The 24,450-nt window shown below is 66.9% G+C and carries 22 protein-coding genes, 2 pseudogenes and 1 riboswitch; of the genes and pseudogenes, 4 read left to right on the forward strand and 20 right to left on the reverse strand.

Annotation, left to right across the window (positions count from 1 at the left end; all coding sequences use genetic code 11):
* Positions 1 to 57: 57 nt before the first annotated feature.
* The 9 genes from N0A20_RS13990 to N0A20_RS14030 form a co-directional block, all read right to left on the reverse strand.
* Complete coding sequence (locus N0A20_RS13990) at positions 58 to 450, reverse strand: hypothetical protein (RefSeq protein WP_260580965.1); 393 nt, start codon at positions 448 to 450, stop codon at positions 58 to 60.
* Between the two features lie 158 nt (positions 451 to 608).
* Entirely contained in the window at positions 609 to 1,778 is a 1,170-nt protein-coding gene (locus N0A20_RS13995; protein ID WP_260580966.1) for a sterol desaturase family protein, read from the reverse strand.
* A 191-nt stretch (positions 1,779 to 1,969) separates the two neighbouring features.
* Positions 1,970 to 4,144 (reverse strand): NAD-dependent DNA ligase LigA, encoded by a 2,175-nt coding sequence (gene ligA / locus N0A20_RS14000; protein ID WP_260580967.1) that lies wholly within the window; start codon positions 4,142 to 4,144, stop codon positions 1,970 to 1,972.
* Entirely contained in the window at positions 4,141 to 4,533 is a 393-nt protein-coding gene (locus N0A20_RS14005; RefSeq protein WP_260580968.1) for a putative quinol monooxygenase, read from the reverse strand. Before N0A20_RS14005 ends, ligA begins: the two co-directional genes overlap by 4 nt.
* Entirely contained in the window at positions 4,530 to 5,177 is a 648-nt protein-coding gene (locus N0A20_RS14010; protein WP_260583918.1) for a GNAT family N-acetyltransferase, read from the reverse strand. The genes N0A20_RS14005 and N0A20_RS14010 overlap by 4 nt, the downstream gene beginning before the upstream one ends.
* Before the next feature lie 54 nt (positions 5,178 to 5,231).
* Entirely contained in the window at positions 5,232 to 5,609 is a 378-nt protein-coding gene (locus N0A20_RS14015; RefSeq protein WP_260580969.1) for an endonuclease domain-containing protein, read from the reverse strand.
* 142 nt (positions 5,610 to 5,751) lie between these two features.
* Entirely contained in the window at positions 5,752 to 7,422 is a 1,671-nt protein-coding gene (recN, locus tag N0A20_RS14020) for a DNA repair protein RecN (RefSeq protein ID WP_260580970.1), read from the reverse strand.
* Between the two features lie 411 nt (positions 7,423 to 7,833).
* Complete coding sequence (locus N0A20_RS14025; protein WP_260580971.1) at positions 7,834 to 8,628, reverse strand: outer membrane protein assembly factor BamD; 795 nt, start codon at positions 8,626 to 8,628, stop codon at positions 7,834 to 7,836.
* Positions 8,625 to 9,392 carry a peptidylprolyl isomerase gene (locus N0A20_RS14030; RefSeq protein ID WP_260580972.1) on the reverse strand — a complete coding sequence of 256 codons (768 nt, stop codon included), beginning with the start codon at positions 9,390 to 9,392 and terminating at the stop codon, positions 8,625 to 8,627. Before N0A20_RS14030 ends, N0A20_RS14025 begins: the two co-directional genes overlap by 4 nt.
* A gap of 145 nt (positions 9,393 to 9,537) precedes the next feature.
* A riboswitch (cobalamin riboswitch) is annotated at positions 9,538 to 9,767 on the forward strand.
* 114 nt (positions 9,768 to 9,881) lie between these two features.
* On the opposite strand from N0A20_RS14030, the pseudogene metE reads away from it, so the two are divergent.
* The 3 genes and pseudogenes from metE to N0A20_RS14045 form a co-directional block, all read left to right on the forward strand.
* A pseudogene (gene metE, locus N0A20_RS14035) lies at positions 9,882 to 11,999 on the forward strand (5-methyltetrahydropteroyltriglutamate--homocysteine S-methyltransferase); the annotation flags it as partial.
* A 73-nt stretch (positions 12,000 to 12,072) separates the two neighbouring features.
* Entirely contained in the window at positions 12,073 to 12,189 is a 117-nt protein-coding gene (locus N0A20_RS14040) for a hypothetical protein (RefSeq protein WP_260580973.1), read from the forward strand.
* Positions 12,176 to 12,568, forward strand: a complete 393-nt coding sequence (locus N0A20_RS14045; protein ID WP_260580974.1) for an acyl-CoA thioesterase — start codon at positions 12,176 to 12,178, stop codon at positions 12,566 to 12,568. Before N0A20_RS14040 ends, N0A20_RS14045 begins: the two co-directional genes overlap by 14 nt.
* A gap of 80 nt (positions 12,569 to 12,648) precedes the next feature.
* Here N0A20_RS14045 and pnp read toward each other — a convergent pair whose 3' ends face one another.
* The 7 genes from pnp to N0A20_RS14080 all read right to left on the reverse strand — a co-directional run bounded on the left by pnp (position 12,649) and on the right by N0A20_RS14080 (position 18,565).
* Positions 12,649 to 14,964 carry a polyribonucleotide nucleotidyltransferase gene (gene pnp, locus N0A20_RS14050; RefSeq protein ID WP_260580975.1) on the reverse strand — a complete coding sequence of 772 codons (2,316 nt, stop codon included), beginning with the start codon at positions 14,962 to 14,964 and terminating at the stop codon, positions 12,649 to 12,651.
* Between the two features lie 256 nt (positions 14,965 to 15,220).
* On the reverse strand, positions 15,221 to 15,490 hold the full coding sequence (gene rpsO, locus N0A20_RS14055; RefSeq protein WP_260580976.1) for a 30S ribosomal protein S15: 270 nt from the start codon (positions 15,488 to 15,490) through the stop codon (positions 15,221 to 15,223).
* Between the two features lie 24 nt (positions 15,491 to 15,514).
* Entirely contained in the window at positions 15,515 to 16,483 is a 969-nt protein-coding gene (truB, locus tag N0A20_RS14060; RefSeq protein ID WP_260580977.1) for a tRNA pseudouridine(55) synthase TruB, read from the reverse strand.
* Between the two features lie 31 nt (positions 16,484 to 16,514).
* Positions 16,515 to 16,949, reverse strand: coding sequence for a DUF6491 family protein (locus N0A20_RS14065; RefSeq protein ID WP_260580978.1), 435 nt, complete (start codon positions 16,947 to 16,949; stop codon positions 16,515 to 16,517).
* Positions 16,950 to 16,993: 44 nt separating this feature from the next.
* Entirely contained in the window at positions 16,994 to 17,533 is a 540-nt protein-coding gene (locus tag N0A20_RS14070; RefSeq protein WP_260580980.1) for a GNAT family N-acetyltransferase, read from the reverse strand.
* Positions 17,526 to 18,128: a thymidine kinase gene (locus tag N0A20_RS14075; protein WP_260580981.1), complete on the reverse strand. Its 603-nt coding sequence runs from the start codon at positions 18,126 to 18,128 to the stop codon at positions 17,526 to 17,528. Before N0A20_RS14075 ends, N0A20_RS14070 begins: the two co-directional genes overlap by 8 nt.
* Positions 18,128 to 18,565: a hypothetical protein gene (locus N0A20_RS14080; RefSeq protein ID WP_260580982.1), complete on the reverse strand. Its 438-nt coding sequence runs from the start codon at positions 18,563 to 18,565 to the stop codon at positions 18,128 to 18,130. Before N0A20_RS14080 ends, N0A20_RS14075 begins: the two co-directional genes overlap by 1 nt.
* A gap of 156 nt (positions 18,566 to 18,721) precedes the next feature.
* Here N0A20_RS14080 and N0A20_RS14085 point away from each other — a divergent pair, with 156 nt between their 5' ends.
* Entirely contained in the window at positions 18,722 to 20,149 is a 1,428-nt protein-coding gene (locus N0A20_RS14085; RefSeq protein ID WP_260580984.1) for a WS/DGAT/MGAT family O-acyltransferase, read from the forward strand.
* A gap of 11 nt (positions 20,150 to 20,160) precedes the next feature.
* Here N0A20_RS14085 and N0A20_RS14090 read toward each other — a convergent pair whose 3' ends face one another.
* The 4 genes and pseudogenes from N0A20_RS14090 to infB form a co-directional block, all read right to left on the reverse strand.
* Positions 20,161 to 20,823, reverse strand: a complete 663-nt coding sequence (locus N0A20_RS14090; protein ID WP_260580985.1) for a hypothetical protein — start codon at positions 20,821 to 20,823, stop codon at positions 20,161 to 20,163.
* Positions 20,824 to 20,913: 90 nt separating this feature from the next.
* Complete coding sequence (gene rbfA, locus N0A20_RS14095) at positions 20,914 to 21,312, reverse strand: 30S ribosome-binding factor RbfA (RefSeq protein WP_260580986.1); 399 nt, start codon at positions 21,310 to 21,312, stop codon at positions 20,914 to 20,916.
* On the reverse strand, positions 21,309 to 21,866 hold the full coding sequence (locus N0A20_RS14100; RefSeq protein ID WP_260580987.1) for a DUF1697 domain-containing protein: 558 nt from the start codon (positions 21,864 to 21,866) through the stop codon (positions 21,309 to 21,311). The genes rbfA and N0A20_RS14100 overlap by 4 nt, the downstream gene beginning before the upstream one ends.
* Positions 21,867 to 21,899: 33 nt before the next feature.
* Positions 21,900 to 24,438, reverse strand: a pseudogene (gene infB / locus N0A20_RS14105) (translation initiation factor IF-2).
* Positions 24,439 to 24,450: the final 12 nt, after the last annotated feature.

Here is a 24,450-nt window from a genome sequence, read left to right on the forward strand (position 1 = left end):
TTGGGATTCAGGCATGGGCCGCGCCGCGGAATGCGCGGGCGGTCGTTTCAGGCTGGATCAGGCGAAGGCGGGCGGTCCGGTACTCGGCGGCAGCGGCGAGGCAATGCCCGGAGCATAGCCGAGCGACGGGATCGCGACGGGCAAGGGTTGCAGCGCCGCCGGCGCGGCGGGCAGGACGGGCTCGGCGGGAACGATCGGCGCCACCGCGAGCGCGCCCCAGGGGCAGTGCTGGTCCGAAACGGCGCCATCATGCTGTGCCACCTTTTCGATGGGGATGGTGACGGTGGCGCCGGGATTCGCCGGGTCCGAACAGACGCGGACGGTGATCGACCCCGATGCGTCGGTCTCGATCATCCAGCCCGGCGCGACGAGGATGCGCGCGGCGAGCGCGAGCAGCAAAGGCAGCAGGAGAAGGATGCCCGGACGGCGAAAGGCGGCGAGGATGCCCACGCGGGGCGCCTTATGCCGGGCGCCGAAGGCTGGCAAGGTCGCACGCCACCAACGCCTCGTCATTGCGAGGAGCCGAAGGCGACGCGGCAATCCAGAGTGGCGCAAACCCGCCCTGGACTGCTTCCCCCGGCTTTCGCCGGGATCGCAACGACGGAGGTCTATTCCGCCGGTGTCTCGTCGGTCTTCTTGCCGGTGCGCGTCCAGGGATAGAGCATCTGGCCCCAATAGTTTTTCGGCACATCCTCGGGGATGCCGTAATTTTCGGGCCAGCGATCCCTGGGCAGGTGGAAGGTGCCGAAGAGCTTGTCGATCCACGGGAAATGGATCGCGAAATTGACGTCGAACGCCTCGCGTTCGAGCCCATGGTGCCAGTGGTGGAAGCGCGGGGTCGCGATCCAGTGGCCGAACCGGTTGAAATTGCCCCCGACATTGGCGTGGAGCAAAGACGACCAGACATAGACGAAGCCGATATAGGCCTGCATCACCGAGGGGCTGAAGCCGAGCGTGAAGAGCGGCAGCGAGGTGATCGCGCGCAAGAGGATGATCTCGATGAAATGCATCCGCGATCCCGCGAGCCAGTCCATCGACCTGGCGCTGTGATGCACCGCATGGAACCCCCAGAGGAAGGGGTAGCGGTGGAAGGTGCGGTGAAAGAAATATTGCACCATGTCCGAGGCGACGAGGACGATCAGGAACTGGACGATCCACGGCAGCGACGCGACCCCGGCGCGGAAAGCGTCCCAGCTGTTCGTGTGCGCGTTGACGAATTCCTGCGGCGCGAGGGCGAGAAAGCTCAGAACCTGCACGAACATCGTGCTGACCAGATAATAGAAAAGATCCTCGCGCCATTCGGTGCGGAACAATCGCTGCGCGCGGCGATGCGGGAAGGCGCGTTCGAGCGGCGCGAACATGAAACCGGTGATCAGCAGGTTCACGACGAAGAAGTCGAGCCCGAAGAAGATTCCCCAGTCGCGCGTCTCGGCGGGCTGGACGTTCGCGCCGCCGAGCAGCGCGGCGGCGAGTGCGATCATCAGCGCGGTGGCACCGAGCACCTTGCGCGGACGCAGCAGCAGGCTGAGCAGCGCGAGACCGTAGCTGGCGAGCAGCACGAGGTGGATCACCCCGCGGAAACCGCCCCAGTTCTTGACGATGTCGAGTTCGGGGGTCGCGAACCAGTCGGGAAAGCGCAGCGCGATCACCATGCCGAATCCGGCGATCGCGAAGAGCAGTGCGAAAAAGCCCGACAGCCAGCCGCTGCCGAAGCGCCGCACCTCGGTATGCGATTCGAGATCGCGCATCAGATGGTCGAGATAGTCACGTTTGGCCATGTGGTCTCCTCACGGCATTTCGGCCGCGCCGTCTGTGATGACGCGCACCACTTAATATATCCTCCCCGGAACGGGGAGGGGGACCATGCGAAGCATGGTGGAGGGGGCTATCATCCTGATGCCAAGGCTTGATAACGCGAGCCCCCTCCGTCAAGCCTGCGGCTTGCCACCTCCCCGCAAGCGGGGAGGATTTAGCCAGCCGCCTCCACGATCTTCGCCCACTCCGCCTCGTCGATAACGCGGATGCCGAGCGCCGCCGCCTGCTTGAGCTTCGATCCCGCGCCCGGGTCGGCGACCACCAGGTCGGTCTTGGCGCTGACGCTGCCCGCGGCCTTGGCGCCGAGCGCTTCGGCCTGCGCCTTGGCCTCGTCGCGGCTCATCGTTTCGAGCTTGCCGGTGAACACCACGGTCATCCCCGACACCTCGCTCTCGCGCGTTTCGACGACATAAGGCGGCGGCGACACTTCGCCGAGCAGATCGTCCCACAGGTCGCGGTTGTGCGGTTCGTGGAAGAAATCGCCGAGCGCCTCGGCGACCGCGGGGCCGATGCCGTCGGCGCGCACTTCGAGGATCGCCTTGATCGCCTCGAGCTTGCGCCCCGCATATTTGCCGTCGGATTCCCCGTCGCCCTGCGGATTGGCGTCGAGCCATGCACGAAGCTCCGCCGCCTTTTCGGGCAGCCGCGCGATGTCGCCGAGGCCCTTGAGCAGGTCGCGCGCGGTGACGGCGCCGATGTGGCGAATGCCGAGCCCGAAGAGCAATCGCGCCGCGTCGGGTTCGCGCTTCGCCTCGATCGCTGCGAGGAGATTGTCGACCGACTTTTCCTTCCACCCCTCGCGCGCGAGCAGTTCGTCGCGATGGTCTTTCAGGCGAAAGATGTCGGCAGGCCCCTTGTCGAGCCAGCCCAGTTCCAGAAATTCGGCGATGCTCTTTTCGCCCAGCCCCTCGATATCGAGCGCGCCGCGGCTGACGAAATGGCGCAGCCGCTCGAATTTCTGGGCATTGCAGATAAGGCCGCCGGTGCAGCGCACATCGACCTCGCCTTCCTCGGCGACCGCCTCGCTGCCGCAGACCGGGCAATGGTCGGGGAAGAGGAACGGCGCGCGCTCGGCCTCGCGGGTCAGATTATCGACCACCTGCGGGATGACGTCGCCGGCGCGCTGGATGACGACGCGGTCGCCGGGACGCACGCCGAGCCGGCCGATCTCGTCGCGGTTGTGGAGCGTGACGTTCGACACCACGACCCCGCCGACGGTGACCGGGGTGAGGCGCCCGACCGGGGTCAGCTTGCCGGTGCGGCCGACCTGGATGTCGATGGCCTCCAGCGTCGTCTGCGCGCGTTCGGCGGGGAATTTGTGCGCGATCGCCCAGCGCGGCGCCTTTGCCACGAAGCCCAGCCGCGCCTGCCAGTCGAGCCGGTCGACCTTGTAGACGACGCCGTCGATATCATAGGGCAGTTCGGCGCGCTTCGCCTCGATCGTCTGGTAATGCGCGAGCACATCGGCGACGCTTTCGAAACGGCGGAGCAGCGGCGACACCGGCACGCCCCAGCCTTCGATGCACTTCATCATCTCCCATTGCGTCGCGGCGGGCAGCGCGCTGACCTCGCCCCAGCCGTGGGCGAGGAAACGCAGCAGGCGCGAGGCGGTGATGTCGGCATCCTTCTGCCGCAGCGATCCCGCGGCGGCGTTGCGCGGATTGGCGAACTGACGGACGGTGGCGGGATCGAACTCGACCTCGCGCTGCGCCGCGAGCGCCTGTCCCTCTTCCATCAGCCGTTCGTTGAGCGCCGCGAAATCGCGCTTGGACATATAGACTTCGCCGCGGATCTCGAAGACGTCGGGGACCTCGCCTTTCAGCTCCTGCGGGATGTCGCCGATGGTGCGGACGTTCGCGGTGACGTCCTCGCCGATGCTGCCGTCGCCGCGCGTCGCGGCCTGCACCAGCCGGCCCTTTTCGTATCGCAGCGAGCAGGACAGGCCGTCGATCTTGTCCTCGGCGGTCAGCGCCACGACCGCATCGCCGGGCAGGTTCAGAAAGCGCCGCACGCGCGCGGCGAACTCCTCGACATCCTCGCCGCCGAACGCATTGTCGAGGCTCATCATCCGCACCGCATGGGCGACCTTGGCGAGCGGCGACGCCTCGACCGCCGCGCCGACCAGCCGGTTCGGGCTGTCGGCGCGGATCAGGTGCGGGAAGGCCGCCTCCAGCGCGTTGTTGCGGCGGACGAGCGCGTCGTAATCGGCATCCGAAATCTCCGGACTGTCGTCGGCATGATAGAGTTTGTTGTGATGCGCGATCGCCTTCGCCAGGCGCATCAGTTCGTTGGCGGCGTCGGCTTCGGACAGCGATTCCATCTCGGTCATGCGTGCGCTTTTGCCACCGGCTTGAACTCGGCGCGAGTGCCAAATCCGGCGATCAGCGGGCGGCCCTTGCGGATCGCCTCCTGCACGGCGGGAAGCTGCAGCGACGCCGCATGCGCCTCCTTCGTTTCCCAGATTTCGACGATCCAGATCGCGTCGGGGTTCGCGCTGTCCTCGCCGACCAGATAGGCGATATTGCCCGGCATCGCGTCGCTGCCTTCGGAAAGCGCCGCGACCAGCGCCGCGCGCTGGCCGGGCTGCGCGATCATCTGGCCGATCAGGCCATATTCGGGAACGGCTTCTTCCATGACATCCTCCAGCGCGCGCAGCTTCGCCGCCGGCAACAGCGCCGCCGCCATCGCGAGCAGCGCGAGATGTTCGCGACGGTTCATTTCGTGATCACCAGCACATGCACCTGCCGCCGGATGCGGAAGCCGAGCGATTCGTAGAGCGCGATCGCGCCGGCATTGTCGGCATAGCTGTGCAGGAACGGCGTCTCGCCGCGCGCCACCATCGCGCGCATGACATGGCCGATCAGCGCGCGGGCGAGGCCGCGGCCGCGGCAATCCTCCCATGTCGCGACCCCGCTGACCTCGGCCATGCCGGGCATCAGCATGCGCTGGCCCGCCATCGCGAGCAGGCGGCCGCTCTCGCGAACGCCGAAGAAGGGGCCGTAGAGATGCGTTTTCGGGCCCCACGGCCCCGGCCTGGCATGGTCGGCGAGCGCGGCCATTTCGGCGGCGTCGTCATCGCTCAGCGCGATGATCGGCGGCTCGCCCGCGCGCGGTGCGGGCGGCGGGCCTTCGGCGACCATCTGCGCGAGGACCGCGCGCTTCCCCTCGCGCGTGCCGGGCGGCAGCGGCCAGCGATCGCCTTCGACGATCCAGAGCTCGCCATCGGCGGGGATCAGCGCGGCGAGCGCTGCCTGCGCCTCGGCTCCGGTATCGGCGGCGACCCCAAACACGCCATAGCCGCGGTCGATCCGCAGCGCCCGCGCGTGCCCCTCGGCCAGATGCATCTGGCGTCCGGTGAGCATCGACCAGACCGGGCGGTCGAGGGGGTGAAATTCGTCTTTCAAAGCCCCTCCCCTTCAGGGGAGGGGGTTGGGGTGAGGCCATCGGTCCGGACGCCCGAGCGCGACAATCTCTATATGCTGCAGTACGCCGTCCATATTCCCGAGCACGTCATCGTTGGTTACCCGAACGGTAGCATAACCATATTGAGCCATCGTCCCACCGTCCGTCGCGCCATCTCTTTCCCGGTCGTGAGTCATGCCATCGACCTCCACGATCAAGCCTTTCGACGGACAGAAGAAGTCGACGATAGGGCCGCCGATAGTGGCTTGTCTACGAAACTTCAGGCCGCTCAGCTTAGCACCGGAAAGATATCGCCAGAGCCGCTTTTCAGCTTCTGTGGGCTCACGGCGCATCTTGGCAGCGCGGGCAAGCATGACGTGGCGTTCAACCATAAAGCCCCTCCTCTTCAGAGGAGGGGTTGGGGTGGTGGCGAGCTTGTGCAAACAAGCTCGCTCGGGCATCGAGCCCGACCGAGCTTCACCACCCCCAACCCCTCCTCTGAAGAGGAGGGGCTTTTGGTGTGCCCAATTCGCGTCACCCCGCCACCTCCAGCAACCGTTCCGCCTGCGCCCGCGCTTCGTCGGTGACCTCCGCCCCCGACAGCATGCGGGCGATTTCCTCGCGGCGTTCGGCTTCGCCGAGCGCGCGAACGCCGGTGCGCGTCACCGTGCCTTCGCTCGATTTGGCGATCAGGAAGTGCGACGCGCCCTTCGCCGCGACCTGCGGCGAGTGGGTGACGGCAAGAAGCTGCTTGCCCGCGCCCGCGAGCCGCGCCAGCCGTTCGCCGATCGCGCTCGCCACCGCGCCGCCGACGCCGCGGTCGATCTCGTCGAAGATGATCGTGTCGGCGCCGCCTTCTTCGGCGAGCGCGACCTTCAGCGCGAGGATGAAGCGCGACAATTCGCCTCCGCTCGCGATCCTGACGAGCGGCGCGAAGGGCGCGCCGGGATTGGTCGAGATCAGAAATTCGACGCGGTCCATGCCCTCCGGCCCCCAGCGCTCGGCGGGCAGGCGTTCGACGAGCGTCCGGAACCGCGCGGCATCGAGCTTCAGCGGCACCAGTTCGCCCGCCACCGCCTTGTCGAGCCGCGCCGCCGCCTTGCTCCGCGCATCGGAGAGCGCGGCCGCGGCGTGGGTGTAGGCGGCGGCCTTTGCCGCGACCTCGGCCTCCAGCTTCGCCAGCCCCTCGCTGCCGCCCTCGATCGCGTCGAGCCGCGCGGCCAGGTCGCCCGCAAGGGTGGCGAGTTCGTCGGGCTGGACATGATGCTTGCGCGCCATCGCGCGCAGCTCGAACAGCCGCGTCTCCGCCTCCTCGAGCCGCGCCGGGTCATATTCGAGCGCACGCGCGGCTTCTTGCAGCCTTTGCTCGGCCTCGTCGGCCTCGATGATCGCCCGGTCGAGCCCGGCGAGCGCCTCGGCGAGCAGCGGGTGGTCGCCCGCGAGCCGGTCGAGCCGCCGCGCCGCCGCGCGGAGCTGCGCGGGACCGCTGTCGCTGCCCTCGAACGCCGCCATGATCGCGCCCATATCCCCAGCGATGCGCTCGCCCTTCTGCATGGTTGTGCGCGCCTCGGCGAGTTCGGCTTCTTCGCCCGGTTGCGGCGCAAGCGCGGTCAGTTCGGCGACGCAATGTTCGAGCCATTCGCGGTCGCGCACTGCCTCGTCGAGCGCCGCGCGCGCCGCCGCCAGCCGCGCCTCGGCGCCGCGCCATTCGCCATGCGCCGCCGCGACCGCGGCGCTGTCGCAGCGGCCATAGGCGTCGAGCAGCGCGCGGTGGCCCGCGGGCGCGAGCAGACCGCGATCGTCGTGCTGGCCGTGGATCTCGACCAGATGGCCCCCGACCTCGCGCAGCAGCGCCGCCGAGCAGGGCTGGTCGTTCAGGAAGGCGCGGCTGCCGCCGTCGGCCTTCAGCGTTCGGCGAACGAGCAAGGGCTCGCCGGGTTCGATTTCGATATCATTCTCGCCCAGCAGCGCGGCGAGCGCCGTCCCCGGCGCAGGCGGCGCGAAGCTGGCGGTGACCTGCGCCTTGTCGCTGCCCTGGCGCACCAGCGCGCTGTCGGCACGCGCGCCCAGCGCCAGCCCGAGCGCGTCGAGCAGGATCGACTTGCCCGCCCCGGTCTCGCCCGTGAGCACGCCGAGCCCGGCCGCGAAATCGAGGTCGAGCCGTTCGATCAGGACGATGTTGGCGATGGACAGAGCGGTCAGCATAAGGGATCCGAATCCACTATTGATGCGGTCGAGGCATCAAAATGGCGAAGGTATCGGAGTGAGATGGCTGTAGCGGGTAGCGGCGTTACCCGCAAAGTCAGCTCGCTTCGAGACCGAAGCCATTTTGATGTCCCTTCGGGATTTGACCGATTTGGCCCATTGCGGCGTCGGCAGCGCTGGAAATATCGACATATTCCTGCGCTTCGCCTCCTAGCACTGGGCCAAATCGCCCCAAACCTCGATCGCATCAATAGTGGATTCGGACCCCAACGTCCTTACCGCAGAACAAAAAGCGAATCTATTCTGCAATAGCTCGTCGCCCCCACGCAGGCGGAGGCTGCAATCGGTTTACGCGGCGACGCCGGGCAAGTCGGCCAGCGGCCCCGCCTGCGCGGGGGCGACGGTCAAGCATCACGCGCTCGGCGCATGCTTCTGCATCAGCTGATAGGCGCGTTCGTACCATTTGCTGCCCGGATAATTGGCGCCGAGTACGGCGGCCGACTTTTTCGCCTCCGACGGCACGCCCAGTGCGAGATAGCATTCGGTCAGCCGGTACAGCGCTTCGGGCGTGTGGCTCGTCGTCTGATATTTCTCGCTCACTTCGCGGAAGCGGATCGACGCGGCGAGCCAGTTCGAGCTGCGCTGGTAGAAACGGCCGATCTCCATTTCCTTGCCCGCCAGATGGTCCTGCACCAGGTCGATCTTCAACCGCGCGTCGGCGGCATAGCGGCTGTCGGGATAGCGGCGGATCACTTCGCCCAATGCGGCGAGCGCCTGCTGCGTGATCTTCTGGTCGCGGGTGACGTCGCTGATCTGCTCATAATAGCTGAGCCCGATCAGATAGAAGGCATAGGGGGCGTCCTTGTTGCCCGGATGGATCGCGAGGAAGCGCTGCGCCGCTTCGACCGCGGGGGTATATTCACGGTCCATATAGTAGCTGAAGGCGCTCATCAGCTGCGCACGGCGTGCCCAGGGCGAATAGGGATGCTGGCGCTCCACCTCGTCGAACAGCGCGGCGGCGAGACCGTAATTGCCCCTGTCGAGCCGGTCCTGCGCCGCGCGGTACAGCGTGCTGACGTCGCGCGCGACATAACGCGTGTCCTTCTTGACCCCGCCGCCGCCGGCGCAGGCCGCCAGCAAGGGGGTGATGGCAAGGGCGGCGGCGAGCAGGCGCGTCGAGGCGCGCAGGGTGGGACGCTGAGTCATGCGCGCGGTATAGCCACAGCGCCGATGAACGCAAAATAAATGATGGGCGTTTTGCATGGGTTTCGGCGCCAGCGCACGACGAACGCCAATCTATGGCGCCTTGACGACGCAGCCCGCGGGCGCGTCTGCTCGGCGCGGAAATCCGGCGCGCGGTCCGGATCGTCACCACCGGATCGAGCATCTGGCCGACCATTACCCCCTGCCCCGCGGCCGCGCGAAACCGGTGCGGCGTAGATCGCCTCCGCGACCTCCATGCCGGCTATCACCTCGCCGAACACCGCGAAACCCGCATTGTCGCCATCACGCGCCGGGTCGGCATCATAGGCCGGAACGCCCGACAGCATCAGGAAGAAATCGGCCGCGGCGTCCCCGGGCGCCAACCGCGCCATCGACAGCGCGCCCCGGCAATGGGTGAGGCCGGTCCGGGTCGTGGGCTCGTGCACGACGGGCGGGAAATTCGGTTCCCCGCCCTCGCCGGGACCGGCCTGAACCAGGCGCGCGCTGGCGCCCCAGTTGCGCGTCGAGCGATAGAAAACAAAGCCGTCCATCCGTTTCGAATCGACATAGCGGAGGAAATTGGCGGCAGTGACCGGCGCGCGCCGGTCCTCGATCCGCACGGTGATCGTGCCAAGATCGGTGACGAGCGCCACATAGGGGCGCGTGTCGACCTCGACCAGTGGGGTCTCAGGTCCGGAGATCGGCGCCGGTGGCGGCGGCAATTGTGTCGTCTGCGGCGGGACCGGCGGCTGGGCGGCGAGGGCCATCGCAAGCGCGGAAAGAAAGGGCGTCGGCATCCCCCCGCCATAGCCGAAGAAATGCCGCCGTGGCGACACCCGGCGGTTCGGCCCCGCCACGGAAACACGATATAAAGAAATCTTTATATGTCGATTGACAACCGCGCGCTTCGATCTATTCTGGGCTGGTCGAGGTTCCCCGCGTCCGGCAGGGCGCAGGGCTAAGACGGGAAGCCGGTGCGCGCGCTCGCCACGATGGGGAGCGGGCAAGGCCGGCGCTGCCCCCGCAACTGTAAGCGGTGAGCGGCGGTCGAGACGTGTCACTGATCCGGCAAGGGATCGGGAAGGCCAGACCGCCGCGTCGATCCGCGAGCCAGGAGACCTGCCTCGTCAGATAACGTCCTCCGGCGGGGTGTCCGGTCTGGTCGCATGCGTGGCTGCGCCCGGGCTTGCCCTGCCGGGTGCATCGGCTGTCGCATACGCACCGGCCTGCGCCTTGCCCAATGCAAGGTATGAAACATGGCCATCTCCGTCGCCACCCTCGGCTTCCCCCGCATCGGTCCGCGCCGCGAACTGAAATTCCTGCTCGAAGCCTATTGGTCCGGCAAAAAGACCGCGGACGAGCTGCGCGAAGGCGCGGCGGCATTGCGCGCCGCGGCCTGGGCGCGCCAGCGCGCGCTCGGCGCCGACATCCTGCCCTCGGGCGACTTCTCGCTCTATGACCATGTGCTCGACATGTCGGTCATGGTGGGCGCCATCCCGGCGCGATATCGATGGGACGGCGCGGCGGCCGGCCTCGGCACCTATTTCGCGATGGCGCGCGGAACGCAGGGCGGCGGCGATGCAGGCTGCGCGCACGGGCTCGACGCGACCGCGCAGGAAATGACCAAATGGTTCGACACCAACTATCATTATATGGTCCCCGAACTCGAAGCCGGGCAGGTCTTTCGCCTGTCGTCGACGCGGCTGGTCGACGAATTTCTGGAAGCCAGGGCGCTCGGCTATCACACGCGGCCGGTGCTGCTGGGGCCGGTGAGCTATCTGATGCTGGCGAAGGGGCGCGGGGTCGAGCCGCTGTCGCTGCTCCCCGCGCTGCTGCCGGTCTATGAGGCGTTGCTGGCGGCGCTCGCCGCGGCGGGTGCCGACTGGGTGCAGATCGACGAACCCTGCCTCGTGCTCGATCTCGACCATGGGCAGCACGACGCCTTTGCGGCCGCCTATGCGCGGCTGGCGGGCAAGGGCGTCAAGCTGATGCTCACCACCTATTTCGGCGGGCTCGGCGAGAATCTGGGGCTCGTCGCGGGGCTGCCGGTCGACGGGCTGCACATCGACCTCGTCCGCGCGCCCGAACAGCTCGGCCCGGTCTGCGCGCGGGTGCCGAAGACGATGCTGCTGTCGCTCGGCGTGATCGACGGGCGCAATATCTGGCGCGCCGACCTCGACGCGATCCTTGCGCGCATCGCTCCGGTCGCGGCGACGCGCGACCTGATCGTCGCGCCCTCCTGCTCGTTGCTTCACGTGCCCGTGGACCTCGCGCTCGAAAAGAGGCTCGATCCCGAAATCGCCGAATGGCTGGCCTTTGCCGTGCAGAAGATCGGCGAACTGGCGACGATCGCCAAGGCGCTGAACGAGGGCGAGGACGGCGTTGCCGAGCAACTGGCCGCGACGCGCGCCGCCGCCGCGACGCGCCGCAGCTCGCCGCGCATTCACGATCCCGCCGTGCAGGACCGGCTGGCAGGCGTCGATGCCGCAATGGTCGAGCGGCGCTCGCCCTTCGCCGCGCGGCGCGAACTGCAGCGGGACCGGCTCGGCCTGCCCGCCTTTCCGACGACGACGATCGGTTCCTTCCCCCAGACACCCGAGATCCGCAAGGCGCGCGCCGCGCATATCAAGGGCGAGATCGACGATGCCGCCTATGCCCGATATCTGCGCGTCGAAACCCGCGCCGCGATCAAATGGCAGGAGGAGATCGGGCTCGACGTGCTCGTTCATGGCGAATTCGAGCGCAACGACATGGTGCAATATTTCGGCGAGCAGCTCGCCGGTTTCGCCTTCACCCAGAGCGGCTGGGTGCAAAGCTATGGCTCGCGCTGCGTGCGTCCGCCGATCCTCTATGGCGACGTGTCGCGCGCCGAGCCGATGACGGTCGAATGGTGGCGCTATGCGCAGGACCAGACCGACAAGCCGATGAAGGGCATGCTCACCGGGCCGGTGACGATCCTCAACTGGTCCTTCGTGCGCGACGACCAGCCGCGCGCGGTCTCTTGCCGCCAGATCGCGCTGGCGATCCGCGACGAGGTACTCGACCTCGAGCGCGCCGGCGCGGCGGTGATCCAGATCGACGAGGCGGCACTGCGCGAAGGCCTGCCGCTGCGCCGCGGCGAGTGGCAGGCCTATCTCGACTGGGCGGTGGAGGCGTTCCGCCTGGCGGCGTCGGGGGTCGCCGACGACACGCAGATCCACACCCATATGTGCTATTCGGAATTCAACGACATCATCGCGGCGATCGGCGCGATGGATGCCGACGTGATCTCGATCGAGACCGCAAGGTCGCAGATGGAGCTGCTCGACGTGTTCGCCGGCTATGCCTATCCGAACGAGATCGGGCCGGGGGTCTACGACATCCACTCGCCGCGCATCCCGGCGGAAAGCGAGATGAGCGAACTGCTCAAGCAGGCGAGCCGGCGGCTGCCCGCTCTACCAGCTGTGGGTGAACCCCGATTGCGGGCTCAAGACGCGCAAATGGGACGAGGTTCGCCCCGCCCTCGTCGCGATGGTCGCGGCGGCGCGGCGGCTGCGCGTCAAGGGGGCCTATGATGCAGCCTGACGCCTTGCCCGAAGGCGCCCCGGCGGTGCGCGTCACCGCCATGCCCGCCAATGCCAATGTCTATGGCGACATCTTCGGCGGCTGGCTGATGGCGCAGATGGACCTTGCCGCCTCCTCGGTCGCCTCGCTCCATGCCCGCGGCCGGGCGGTGACGATCGCGGTGGAGGGCATGACCTTTCACCGCCCCGTCTTCGTCGGCGACGAGGTGTCGGTCTATGCCCGGCTGCGCAAGGTCGGACGCACCTCGATGCAGGTCGCGGTCGAAGCGTGGGCGCGCGACCGCCATTCGGAGGAAGCGAACAAGGTGACCGAGGCGAATTTCGCCTTCGTCGCCATGGGCCCCGACCGGCGGCCCCGGCCGGTGGCGCCGCTGGAGTGAACCCCGAGTCGGCGCGGACGGCGAGCCCACAAAAAAGGGGCCGCAAATGCGGCCCCTTCCCTTTTCTCGTCGCGAAGCGCTCAGTCCTTCAGGAAGTCGGGCACATGACCCTGGTCTTCGGGACCTTCGCTGCGCTCGCGGCGCGGGCCACGGTCGCCGTCGCGGCGCGGGCCGCGGTCACGGCCACCGCCGCCATCGCGACGCGGGCCACGATCGCCGCGATCGCCGCCGTCACGACGCGGGCCGCGATCGCCGCGCGGTTCGCGGGGTTCGCGCGCCGGGCGGGTGTCTTCCAGTTCCTCGCCGGTTTCCTGGTCGACGACGCGCATCGACAGGCGGACCTTGCCGCGCTGGTCGATCTCGAGGACCTTGACCTTGACCTCCTGGCCTTCGCTCAGGACGTCCGAGACCTTTTCGACGCGCTCGTTCCTGATTTCGCTGACGTGGACGAGACCGTCCTTGCCGCCCATGAAATTCACGAACGCCCCGAAATCGACGAGGTTGACGACCTTACCGTCATAGATCTTGCCGACTTCGGCTTCCTCGACGATGCCGGCGATCCACTTGCGCGCCGCTTCGATCTGGTCGAGGTCGCTCGACGAGATCTTGATCACGCCTTCGTCGTCGATGTCGACCTTGGCGCCGGTGGTCGCGACGATCTCGCGGATCACCTTGCCGCCGGTGCCGATGACGTCGCGAATCTTCGCCTTGTCGATCTGCATCGTCTCGATCCGCGGCGCATGCGCCGACAATTCGCTGCGCACCTCGCCGAGCGCCTTGGCCATTTCACCGAGGATGTGCGCGCGGCCTTCCTTCGCCTGGTTCAACGCGGCCTCGAAGATCTCGCGCGTGATGCCCGCGATCTTGATGTCCATCTGCATCGTGGTGATGCCTTCGGACGTGCCCGCGACCTTGAAGTCCATGTCGCCGAGGTGATCCTCGTCGCCCAGGATGTCGCTGAGGATCGCATAATCCTTGCCTTCGAGGATCAGGCCCATCGCGATGCCCGAGACGGGACGCTTGATCGGCACGCCGGCGTCCATCATCGCGAGCGACCCGCCGCACACCGACGCCATCGACGACGAACCGTTCGATTCGGTGATGTCGCTGGTCAGGCGGATCGTATAAGGGAAATCCTCCTTCGACGGCAGCACCGCGTGCAGCGCGCGCCAGGCGAGCTTGCCATGGCCGATATCGCGGCGGCTGGGCGCCCCGAAGCGGCCGACTTCGCCGACCGAATAGGGCGGGAAGTTATAGTGCAGCATGAAGTTCTGATACGACAGGCCGTTGAGGCCGTCGATCATCTGCTCGGCTTCCTTGGTGCCCAAAGTACAGGTCGCGATCGTCTGCGTCTCGCCGCGGGTGAACAGCGCCGAGCCGTGCGCGCGCGGCAGGAAGTGCGTTTCGGCGAGGATCGGACGGATCTGCGTCGTCGTGCGGCCGTCGATGCGCGTGCCGTCCTTCAGGATGGCGCCGCGCACGATTTCGGCTTCCAGCTTCTTGACCAGCTTGATGCCGGCCATGACGCTCTGCGGGTCGAGACCGTCGGCGGTGAACTGTTCCTTCGCCTTCGCGCGCGCTTCGTTGAGCGCGTTCGAGCGCGCCGACTTGTCGGTCAGCTTGTAGGCGGCGGCGATGTCCTTGCCGATCAGCTTCTTCAGCTTGTCCTTGATCGCGGCATTGTCGTCGCCCGCGTCGATGTCCCACGGATCCTTGGCGGCCTGCTCCGCGAGCTTGACGATCGCCTTGACGACCTCCTTGCACGCGTCGTGCGCGAACAGGACGGCGCCGAGCATGACCTCTTCCGACAGTTCGTTCGCTTCGGATTCGACCATCATCACCGCGTCGTAGGTGGCGGCGACGACGAGGTCGAGGTCGCCTTCGGCAACCTGTTCGTCGGTCGGGTTGAGGATATATTCGCCGTCGACATAGCCGACGCGCGCGGCGCCGATCGGGCCCATGAAGGGCACGCCCGAGATGGTGAGCGCGGCCGACGCCGCGACCATCGCGAGGATGTCGGGCTCGTTGTGGCCGTCATAGCTCAGCACCTGGGCAATGGCGTTGATCTCGTTATAGAAACCTTCGGGGAACAGCGGGCGGATCGGGCGGTCGATCAGGCGGGAAATCAGCGTTTCCTTTTCCGTCGCGCCGCGTTCGCGCTTGAAGAAGCCGCCCGGGATACGCCCGGCGGCCGAATATTTTTCCTGATAATGGACGGTGAGCGGGAAGAAATCCTGCCCGTCCTTCACCGACTTGGCGGCGGTCACGGCGCACAGGACGACCGTTTCGCCCAGCGTCGCCATGACGGCGCCGTCGGCCTGGCGGGCAACCTTGCCCGTTTCGAGAGTCAGCGTTTCACCGCCCCACTCGATCGATACTTTTTTCACGTCAAACATGGTATTTCCTTCGCCCGCCGGGCCCTATGCCGGGCGGGGCCTCTGATTCCGGGCAATCCGGCCCGGGGCGGTACGGGGCGTCTGTCTGCCCCTTCCAAGGACATGACCCGCCGGATGCGGGATGCCCCTTCACCGTTCCCCGGCCAAAGCCGGGGCCCGGTTGTTTCAGGGAGGCTTCCGCCGCCCTGGATCCCGGCCTTCGCCGGGATAACGCCATACGCAAACGGCCCCCGAAATCGGGGGCCGAACGATGACGTTACTTGCGAAGACCCAGCTTCGCGATCAGGTCGGCGTAGCGGCCTTCGTCCTTCTTGCGGAGATAGTCGAGAAGACTGCGGCGCTTGTTGACCATCATCAGCAGCCCGCGGCGGCTGTGATTGTCCTTGTGGTTCGCCTTGAAATGGCCGGTCAGGTTGTTGATGCGGTCGGTCAGGATCGCGACCTGGACTTCGGGCGAACCCGTGTCGCCCTCGGCGCGCGCATGTTCCTTGATGACTTCGGCCTTGCGTTCAGCGGTAATCGACATATTTTTTCCTTCGAACATCGAATTTTACAGGTTGAAGCCGCGCACGACCTTCAGCGTTCCCGCCAAAGCCTCGATCAGGGCGATCGGACGATTGTCGCCGTCCCGTCCCCAATAGAGCCCGTCATCCGCGCTTACCCCGGTCCAGACGCGACCCTGGCGGATCGCCCCTGCCGCTTCCGGGGAGAGGTCCAGAGCCGGGATGTCGACCAGCCCTGCCTCCAGCGGCAGAAATATTTCTGATTGCGCGGCCCCTTGGCCGAACGCGCTCAATTTGTCCAGCGAAATCGCCTGCTGCGCGGTAAACGGCCCCGCCTTCGTCCGCCGCAGCATCGTGACATGGCCGACCGTGCCGAGCGCCAGCGCGATATCGCGCGCGAGGCTGCGGATATAGGTGCCCTTGGAGACATGGGCGGTGAGGGTGATTTCCTCTAGCCCCTCCCCTTCCGGGGAGGGGTTGGGGTGGGGTTTGGCGTCATACGCCGCGCCCGATCGTGAGACCCCACCCCCGGCCCCTCCCCTGAACGGGAGGGGCGAAAGGGAATGGATCGTCACCGCCCGCGGCCTCATCTCGACCGCCTCGCCCTTGCGCGCGCGATCATAGGCGCGCTCGCCGCCCACCTTGATCGCCGAAAAAGCCGGCGGCACCTGTTCGATCGGCCCGGTGAAGCGCGGAAGCACCGCCTCGACCGCCGCCAGTGCCGGCCGCACGGCGCTCGTCGCGACCACTGCCCCCTCGGCATCGAGGCCGTCGGTCTGCACCCCGAAACGGATGGTGAAGTCGTAGACCTTGCTCGCGTCGAGCATCCGCCCGCAGAGCTTGGTCGCCTCGCCGAGCGCGATCGGCAGCACGCCGGTCGCGAGCGGGTCGAGCGTGCCGCCATGGCCGACCTTGACCTTGCCCAGCCCCGCCTCGCGGCACACGCGCTTGACCGCGCCGACCGCCTGCGTCGAGCCGAGCCCCAGCGGTTTGTCGAGGATGATCCAGCCGTTCATCGCCGCGCCCTATGGCGCCGCGCCGCGAGCGTCAATTCGAGTCGGACGCCTTCGCAGCTTCCTTCGCCTCTTTCGCCAGTTTCAGCCGTTCCTTGCGCGGCAGCGGCTTTTCGGCGGTGACGAAGGAGGTGATGGCGCAGCGCTGGCCTTTGACGATGATCGCGCCGAACTTGTCGAGCCGCGACGTGCCGCGCGTGTCGATGCCGATCGACTGGACGAAATCGAGGTCGGGGCAATAGCCGGTGAGCTTGGCATAATACCAGTCGCGGCGCTGATCCTCGATCCACACGCCGTCGTCGCCGTCGGCCTCGAAATTGCGGACGGTGCCATAGGCGGGAAAGGCGATGCTGGCCTCGACGCCGATTTCGCGCGGCGCGGCGGCGGATTTGGGGGCGGGCTCGTCGGCCGCTGCTGCCGAAAGGGGGAGCAGCAAGGCGGCCAGGGAGAGTGCGAGTTTCTGTTTCATGATGCGCGACTCCATAGCGGGGTGAGTCTGAACCGGTGCTGACCCTAACGCTTTCGCCACTCCCCCGCCAGCAGCGACCACAGCGCGGTATCGCGCACATGGCCGGTCCATGTGATACGCTCCGACCGCAGCGTGCCTTCCTTGGTGCAGCCGAGCTTGGCGACCGCGGCCTGGCTGCGCTTGTTGCGCTCGTCGATGCGAAATTCGATGCGGCGGATGCCGACCGCGAAGGCATGGTCGATCATCAGCCTCTTCAATCGCCCGTTGAAGCCGGTGCCGCGCACGTCGGGGTGGAGATAGCTGTTGCCGATCTCGACCGTCTCGGCCGAGACATCGGGACGCAGCCAGGCGGTCATGCCGACGAGGCGGTCGCCGCCGATGATCGCATAGGGCATGCGGCTGGCGTGGCCGATCAGCGTATCGAAGCTCGTATCGAAATGGTCGGGATCGAAGCTCGACGAATAGATCGGCCAGATGTCGGCATCGGCGGCGCAGGCGGCGCGGAGCGCCTCGCGGTGGGGCTCGGCGAGCTTGACGAGCCGCAGGTCGCCGTCGGCGAGTTCGACGTAGAGCCGGTCAAGCATCGGCCAGCGTCGCCGCAGCCTCGCGCCGCTTGGCCATGAAATGCCGCCGGCACATCGCGACATAGCGGTCGTTGCCGCCGATCTCGGTCTGCGCGCCTTCTACCACCGCGCGGCCTTCGGCATCGACGCGCAGGTTCATCGTCGCCTTGCGCCCGCATTCGCACACCGCCTTGAGCTCGACGAGCGCGTCGGCGATGCCGAGCAGCGCCGCCGAACCCGGAAACAGCTCGGCCGAAAAATCGGTACGCAGGCCGTAGCAGAGCACCGGGATATTCGCCTCGTCGGCGAGCGCCGCGAGCTGGAACACCTGGTCCTTCGACAGGAACTGTGCCTCGTCGACGAGCACGCAGGCGAGCGGGCGCTGGCGGTGCTCGGCGAGCACCGCGGCGCCGATGTCGCTGTCGGGGTCAAACTTGTGCGCGGTCGCCATCAGCCCGATGCGGCTCGTCACCTGCCCCGCACCATAACGGTCGTCGAGCGCCGCGGTCCACAGCATCGTTTCCATGCCGCGCTCGCGATAGTTGAAATCCGCCTGCAGCAGCGTCGTCGATTTGCCGGCATTCATGCTGGCATAGTAGAAATAGAGCTTGGCCATCAGCGGCAGACCATCCCGCCTTCGTCGGTCGGCTCGAAATCGGAAATGCGGATCGCCGGAATCGCATTGGGCCACATTTCGAATGCAAAGCGCCCGCCGCCCATCAAGGTGCAAACGCTCGTCGGCTGCCCCTTCTTGTCCGGGCCGCTCGTAAGGAAGGCGCGGTAATTATACCATGTCTCGCCATTGTTGGTGACGGTGAGCATCGTGCCGTTCGACGCCTTCATCTCGACCATCAATTCGGCCGCCGCAGGCTTGTCGCCTGCCGCTGCGCGCCGCGCGTCGACCGGCTGGCCATTGTCGATGCGAAATATCCAGCTTTCACCCATCATCACCGTGAGGCCGGGCTGCGCCGCCTTGTCCTTCGCCCACGCGGGTGTGCCGAGCATCAGCGCAGCGGCGATCAGCACCCCAAAAACCATGTTCCCGATACGCATATCGCTGTCTCCACCCGTTGCGGGTCGGGAATAGCAACTGCGCGGCGCTTGGCAATGCGTTCGCGTGGCGCCGACCGGCTGGCCCGCTTGACTCCCCCCGTACCCCTGTCATGCTGCGCACAATTAACGCAGCACAAACAGCGGGGAGAGCTGCCGATGCGTCTGATGCCGATCAGCGATGCGATGTTCCTGGTGGGCGAAAGCCGCGAGATGCCGATGCATATCGGCGGCATCAACCTCTACACCCTGCCCGACGATGTCGACGAGACCGAATGGCTCAACGAACAGCTCGCCCTGCTCCGCCAGTCCGAAGGATTGCGGCGGCCGTTCAGCGAGGTTCTGAAACTGACCCCGCTCGGCCAGTACGGCCCGATCCGGCTCGAACCCGACCGCGACATCGACATGCATTACCATGTCCGCGCCTCCGCCCTGCCCAAGCCGGGGCGTTATCGCGAGATGTTCGAGCTCGCTTCGCGGCTCCATTCGGGGCTGCTCGACCGCACCCGGCCCTTGTGGGAGATCACGCTGATTTCCGGCCTGCCGAACCGGCAGATCGCGACCTTCAAGAAGGTGCATCATGCGCTGATGGACGGCGCGGCGAGCATCCATTTCTACAATTCGATGCTGTCGGCGGACCCCAAGGAACGGCGCGCCGCGTCGCCGCTGTCGGTCGAGGCCTATGAGGCATATAAGCGCCAGTTCCCTTCGCCAAAGAAGCCGCCGCGCCCCAATCTGCTCGACATCAAGGTGATCGGCGATTTCCTGAAGGAGCAGTGGGGCAACAGCGTCGGGGTGACCAAGGCGCTCAACCAATATGCCGCGGCGATGTTCGGGATCGGCGGCGACGGGCTGACCACGCCCTTCGTCGGCGTGCCGCGCACCAGCTTCAACCGCAACATCACCGGCGCGCGCCGCTTCGTCGCGCAAAGCTGGTCGCTGGAGCGCGTGCGCGCGGTGGGCAAGGCCTATGACGGGACGATCAACGACGCGGTGCTGGGCATGTGCGCGGGGGCGATGCGCAAATATCTGCAATCGCTGAACGAGCTGCCCGACAAGCCGCTGAAAGCCATGGCGCCGGTGTCAATCCGACCGAAGGGAGACGTCGATTCGGGCAATTCGGTCGCGTCGGTGACCGCGAACCTCGCGACCAATATCGACGACCCGGCCGAGCGCATGAAGGCGATCCAGGCGTCGATGGATTCGGCGAAGGCGCAGCTGCGCGCGATGACCGCGGGGCAAATCCAGCTCTATATGGCGATCACCAGTTTCCCGATGATGCTGACCGCGCTGACCCGCACCGCCGACAAGTTCCCGGCCTATTCGGTGACCATCTCCAACGTGCCGGGCCCGCGCGAGCAGATGTACTGGAACGGCGCACGGCTCGACGGCATGTATCCCGCCAGCATCCCTGTCGACGGCATGGCGATGAACATCACCCAGGTGTCGAATTTCAGGAATATCGACTTCGGCATCACCGCGTGCCGGCGGAGCGTCCCGCATGCGCAGCGGATGATCGACTATCTGGAGGAAGCGCTGGTCGAGCTGGAGCAGGCGGCGGGGATCAAGACGCTGAAGGGGAAATAGGGCGCTGCGCGTCAGAAATCCGCATAGGGTCCATCGGTCGGGAAATCCCATTTGCCATCGCCCGGCAGCAGGCGGATCGAGCCCGCGACGACCCCGCCGGTGTCGACATCCGAGATCATCAGAAACGGTTTCCATTGCTTGTCGGCGGGGATGGGACCCGACATGTCGCCATAGAAGACGCACATGTCGGGGCGCGTCACATAGACCCATGCGAGCCGCCGCCCATCGCGCGACCATTTGAGGCCGCTGCCGGATGCTTCCAACTTGTCGACGGGAAGGCACGGAGAAATGCGGTGCGCCTGGGCGAGGCCAGCCCGAAGGTGATCCCGATGCTCAATCACTCCGGACGGGGTAATCTGGAAGACGCGCGGCTGCTCCAGACCCGACCCCAGCCAGTGGTTGATCAGGAACCAGTCGCGCCGCGGCGACCACCGCAGAACGAACGGCATGCTGTCATTGATCGCAGGAACCGAGCCAATGATGCGACCGCGCACATCCTCGATCCGAACGTCGTAGATTTCCTCTTCGCCGCCGGTCGCCGGCTGTTTGAACGACTTTCCAGCGTCCGTCAGGCGATGTTGCCGACCGGGGGCACGGAACCATGAACTGGACGCTGCCGTCGGGATTGGCTCCGCTATTGTTGCAATCGGCGTCGAGCGCGCCCCGCGCCACATGCCATTCTTCATCGCCGCCGGAGAACGAAAAGCCGAGGGCAACCGCGATCGCAATCAAGGTCGCGCTGACCACGGCGATCCAGCGGCCGGTCATTCGGCGTCCCTGTCCTCCAGATCGCGCGCCACCTTCGGGTCGCGCAGCAATTTTTCGATGTGGCTTGCCTCGTCGAAGCTTTCGTCGGCGAGGAATTTCAGTTTCGCGGCATATTTCATCCGCACCTTCGCCGCGACGCTCTTTTGCAGATAGGCGGTGTTGGTGCGCAGCGCCTTCAGCACCGCTTCCTCGTCCTTGCCGAGCAGGGGCTTCACGAACACCGTCGCGTGGCGCAGGTCGGGGGACATGCGCACTTCGGTGATGCTGACCGGCTGCTTGGTCAGCACATCGTCGTGCACGTCGCCGCGCGCGATGATCTCGCTCAGCACATGGCGCACCTGCTCGCCGACGCGCAGCACGCGGACCGACGGTCCCTGATTTTCGCCCTTCTTCACTTCGTCTTCTTCTCTTCGTCCAGTTTCGCGACAATGCGCGCGATCGAGCGCATGTTACGCGCGGTGCCCTTGCAGCCCAAGCGCCTTTCGATGAAGCCGCCCGTCAGCTTGCTGTCCGCCACGCCGTCGCCGAAATCGATGAACAGCATGCGATTGCCGAGCGCGAGTTTCTCGCCGCCGCGGCCCATGTGATCGCCGACCAGCCGGTCGAACTGTTCCCGGCTCGGCCGATCGGTCAGGAACATGGTGTGGACGATCCGGTCCTCGTTCGTGCCGGCGAAGGGATTGTCCGACACGCCCGAAGCCAGCTCGTCGCGGTCGCGCACGACGACCGCGCTCGTCATGTCGAAACGGTCATAGACCATCATCGCCAGCTTTTCCTCGAGGCCCGGCGTCGGCCGCGCGTCATGGTCGAACAGCACATTGCCGCTCGCCACGACGGTCTCGACATTGCTGAAGCCTTCGGCCTCGAAGGCCGAGCGCAGGTCGACCATCTTCAGCCGGTTGCCGCCGACGTTGATGCTGCCGAACAGGGCGACGTAGCGCGCCATCATGCCGCCTCCACCGCTGTACGGAGCGGACGCCCGTTACAGCGTCCGTTCGCGCAGTTCGACTTCGAAGACTTCGAGGTGATCGCCCGGCTTGATGTCGTTGGTATCCTGCAACACGACACCGCATTCGAGCCCGGCGCGCACTTCGGCGACGTCGTCCTTGAAGCGGCGCAGCGACGCGATGGTCGTCGCCGAGACGATGACGTCGTCGCGCGTGAGGCGTGCGTGCAGCCCCTTGCGGATGAGCCCTTCGAGGACGAGCAAGCCTGCCGCCTTGTCGCGCTTGCCGGCCGGGAAGACTTCCTTGACCTCGGCGCGGCCGACGACATTTTCGATGCGTTCGGGACCCAGTTCGCCCGCCATCTCCTTCGCGACATCGGCGGTCAGGTGATAGATGACGTCATAATAGAGGAAGCGCACCTTTTCGCGGTTCGCGATCTCGCGCGCCTTGGCGTTGGGCCGGACGTTGAAGCCGATGATCGGCGCCTTGCTCGCCGCCGCCAGCGTCACGTCGCTTTCGGTAATCGCACCGGCGCCCGAATGGAGCACGCGGACGCGGATCTCGTCGGTCGACAGCTTGTTCAGCGCGTTGACGATCGCCTCGACGCTGCCCTGCACGTCGCCCTTCACGACCACCGGATATTCGATGACATTGGCCTTGTCGGCGAGCGCCGAGAACATGCCTTCGAGGCTGACCGGCGCCTGCGCGGTCCGCTTCTTGAGCGCCTGTTCCTGGCGATAGGCCGCGACCTCGCGGGCGCGCGCCTCGTTCTCGACGACGGTGAGAATGTCACCCGCCATCGGAACGCCGCCGAGGCCGAGGACCTCGACCGGCATCGAGGGCGTCGCCGCCTTGATCTGCTGGCCCTTGTCGTCGATCAGCGCGCGGACGCGGCCGCTTTCGGCGCCGCAAACGAAGATGTCGCCGACCTTGAGCGTGCCGCGGCGGACGAGGATCGTCGCCACCGGACCGCGGCCCTTGTCGAGCTTGGCCTCGATCACCGTGCCTTCGGCGGCGCGGTCGGGGTTGGCCTTGAGCTCCATGATTTCGGCCTGCACCGCGATCGCTTCGAGCAATTTGTCGAGGCCGGTCTTCTTGAGCGCCGACACTTCGACATTCTGGACGTCGCCGCCCATTTCCTCGACCACCAGCTCATGTTCGAGCAGGCGTTCGCGGACGCGCTGCGGGTTGGCGCCTTCCTTGTCGACCTTGTTGATCGCGACGATGATCGGCACGCTAGGCCGCCTTCGCATGCTTGATCGCCTCGATCGACTGGGGCTTGAGCCCGTCGTCGGCGGCGACCACCAGGATGACGATGTCGGTGACGTTCGCGCCGCGCTGGCGCATCTCGGTGAACGCCTCGTGACCGGGGGTGTCGAGGAAGGTCACCAGGCTGCCGTCGGGAGTCGTCACCTGATAGGCGCCGATATGCTGGGTGATCCCGCCGGCTTCGCCCGCGACGACATTGGCCCCGCGCAGCGCGTCGAGCAGCGAGGTCTTGCCGTGATCGACATGGCCCATGATCGTCACGACCGGGGCGCGCGGCTTCAGATGCTCGGCATCGTCGACATCCTCGTCGTGGCGGATGTCGATGTCGCCTTCGCTGACGCGCTTGATCTCGTGCCCGAATTCGGTGACGAGCAGTTCGGCGGTGTCCTGGTCGATCGTCTGGTTGATCGTCACCGGGCTGCCCATCTTGAACAGCGCCTTGACCAGGTCGCTGCCCTTTTCGGCCATGCGGTTCGCGAGTTCCTGCACCGTGATGCTTTCGGGCACGACGACTTCGCGGACCTGCTTCTCGCGCGGGCCCGAGAAGCTGGTGTGCGATCTTTTTTCCTTTTCGCGCGCGCGCTTGAGCGCCGCGAGGCTGCGCGCGCGGGCGCCTTCATCCTCGTTGAGCGCGCGGGTGACGGTCAGCTTGCCCGACTGGCGGCGATTGTCGGTGCCGCGGCCGGTCTTGGGTTCGGGCCGCTTCGGTTCCGGGCGCTTCGGCGCCTCCACGGGCGTGAAGCGGCGCGGCGCGGGGGCGGCGCTGGTGGTTGTCGCGGGGCGTGAAGGGGCCTCGCCCTCGTCGGCCTTGGCGGCGGGCGCTTCGGCAGGTGCGGCTTCGGCGGCGGGAGCCGACGCAGATTCGGGAGCCGGGGCAGGCGTCGCAGCGGCCTGTTCGGCGCGGGCCTTTTCCTCCTCGGCGGCGCGGGCACGCGCAGCCTCTTCGCGGCGGCGCGTTTCCTCGAGCGCGGCCATGCGCGCTTCCTCCGCCTCGCGCAGCAGCTGCGCCTGGCGTTCCTGACGCGACATCAGGCTGTCGTTTTCGGTGGCGCGCGGCGCCGGCTTGGGGGCCGGGGCGGGCGCCGGAGCCGGGGCGGGTGCGGGCGCCGCTTCGACGACCTCTTCGGCCACCGGTTCGGGCGCGGCTTCGCCGGGACGGCCGAGCACGCGGCGGCGCTTCACCTCGACCACCACCGTGTTGCGGCGGCCGTGGCTGAATTGCTGCTGCACCTGTCCGGCCTCGACCGTCCGCTTCAGCCCGAGCGGCTTGCGGCTAAGGGTCGGTTTGTCCTGTTCGTCACTCATCGAAAACCATCA

Source organism: Sphingopyxis sp. PET50, from assembly GCF_025244705.1.
GTDB lineage: Bacteria > Pseudomonadota > Alphaproteobacteria > Sphingomonadales > Sphingomonadaceae > Sphingopyxis.

Coding starts and splice junctions, on each gene's coding strand:
- N0A20_RS13995 (WP_260580966.1), bottom strand. CDS start 1,778: ATGGCCAAACGTGACTATCTCGACCATCTGATGCGCGATCTCGAATCG.
- ligA (WP_260580967.1), bottom strand. CDS start 4,144: ATGACCGAGATGGAATCGCTGTCCGAAGCCGACGCCGCCAACGAACTG.
- N0A20_RS14005 (WP_260580968.1), bottom strand. CDS start 4,533: ATGAACCGTCGCGAACATCTCGCGCTGCTCGCGATGGCGGCGGCGCTG.
- N0A20_RS14010 (WP_260583918.1), bottom strand. CDS start 5,177: ATGCTCACCGGACGCCAGATGCATCTGGCCGAGGGGCACGCGCGGGCG.
- N0A20_RS14015 (WP_260580969.1), bottom strand. CDS start 5,609: ATGGTTGAACGCCACGTCATGCTTGCCCGCGCTGCCAAGATGCGCCGT.
- recN (WP_260580970.1), bottom strand. CDS start 7,422: ATGCTGACCGCTCTGTCCATCGCCAACATCGTCCTGATCGAACGGCTC.
- N0A20_RS14025 (WP_260580971.1), bottom strand. CDS start 8,628: ATGACTCAGCGTCCCACCCTGCGCGCCTCGACGCGCCTGCTCGCCGCC.
- N0A20_RS14030 (WP_260580972.1), bottom strand. CDS start 9,392: ATGGCCCTCGCCGCCCAGCCGCCGGTCCCGCCGCAGACGACACAATTG.
- N0A20_RS14045 (WP_260580974.1), top strand. CDS start 12,176: ATGATGCAGCCTGACGCCTTGCCCGAAGGCGCCCCGGCGGTGCGCGTC.
- pnp (WP_260580975.1), bottom strand. CDS start 14,964: ATGTTTGACGTGAAAAAAGTATCGATCGAGTGGGGCGGTGAAACGCTG.
- rpsO (WP_260580976.1), bottom strand. CDS start 15,490: ATGTCGATTACCGCTGAACGCAAGGCCGAAGTCATCAAGGAACATGCG.
- truB (WP_260580977.1), bottom strand. CDS start 16,483: ATGAACGGCTGGATCATCCTCGACAAACCGCTGGGGCTCGGCTCGACG.
- N0A20_RS14065 (WP_260580978.1), bottom strand. CDS start 16,949: ATGAAACAGAAACTCGCACTCTCCCTGGCCGCCTTGCTGCTCCCCCTT.
- N0A20_RS14070 (WP_260580980.1), bottom strand. CDS start 17,533: ATGCTTGACCGGCTCTACGTCGAACTCGCCGACGGCGACCTGCGGCTC.
- N0A20_RS14075 (WP_260580981.1), bottom strand. CDS start 18,128: ATGGCCAAGCTCTATTTCTACTATGCCAGCATGAATGCCGGCAAATCG.
- N0A20_RS14080 (WP_260580982.1), bottom strand. CDS start 18,565: ATGCGTATCGGGAACATGGTTTTTGGGGTGCTGATCGCCGCTGCGCTG.
- N0A20_RS14085 (WP_260580984.1), top strand. CDS start 18,722: ATGCGTCTGATGCCGATCAGCGATGCGATGTTCCTGGTGGGCGAAAGC.
- N0A20_RS14090 (WP_260580985.1), bottom strand. CDS start 20,823: ATGTGGCGCGGGGCGCGCTCGACGCCGATTGCAACAATAGCGGAGCCA.
- N0A20_RS14100 (WP_260580987.1), bottom strand. CDS start 21,866: ATGATGGCGCGCTACGTCGCCCTGTTCGGCAGCATCAACGTCGGCGGC.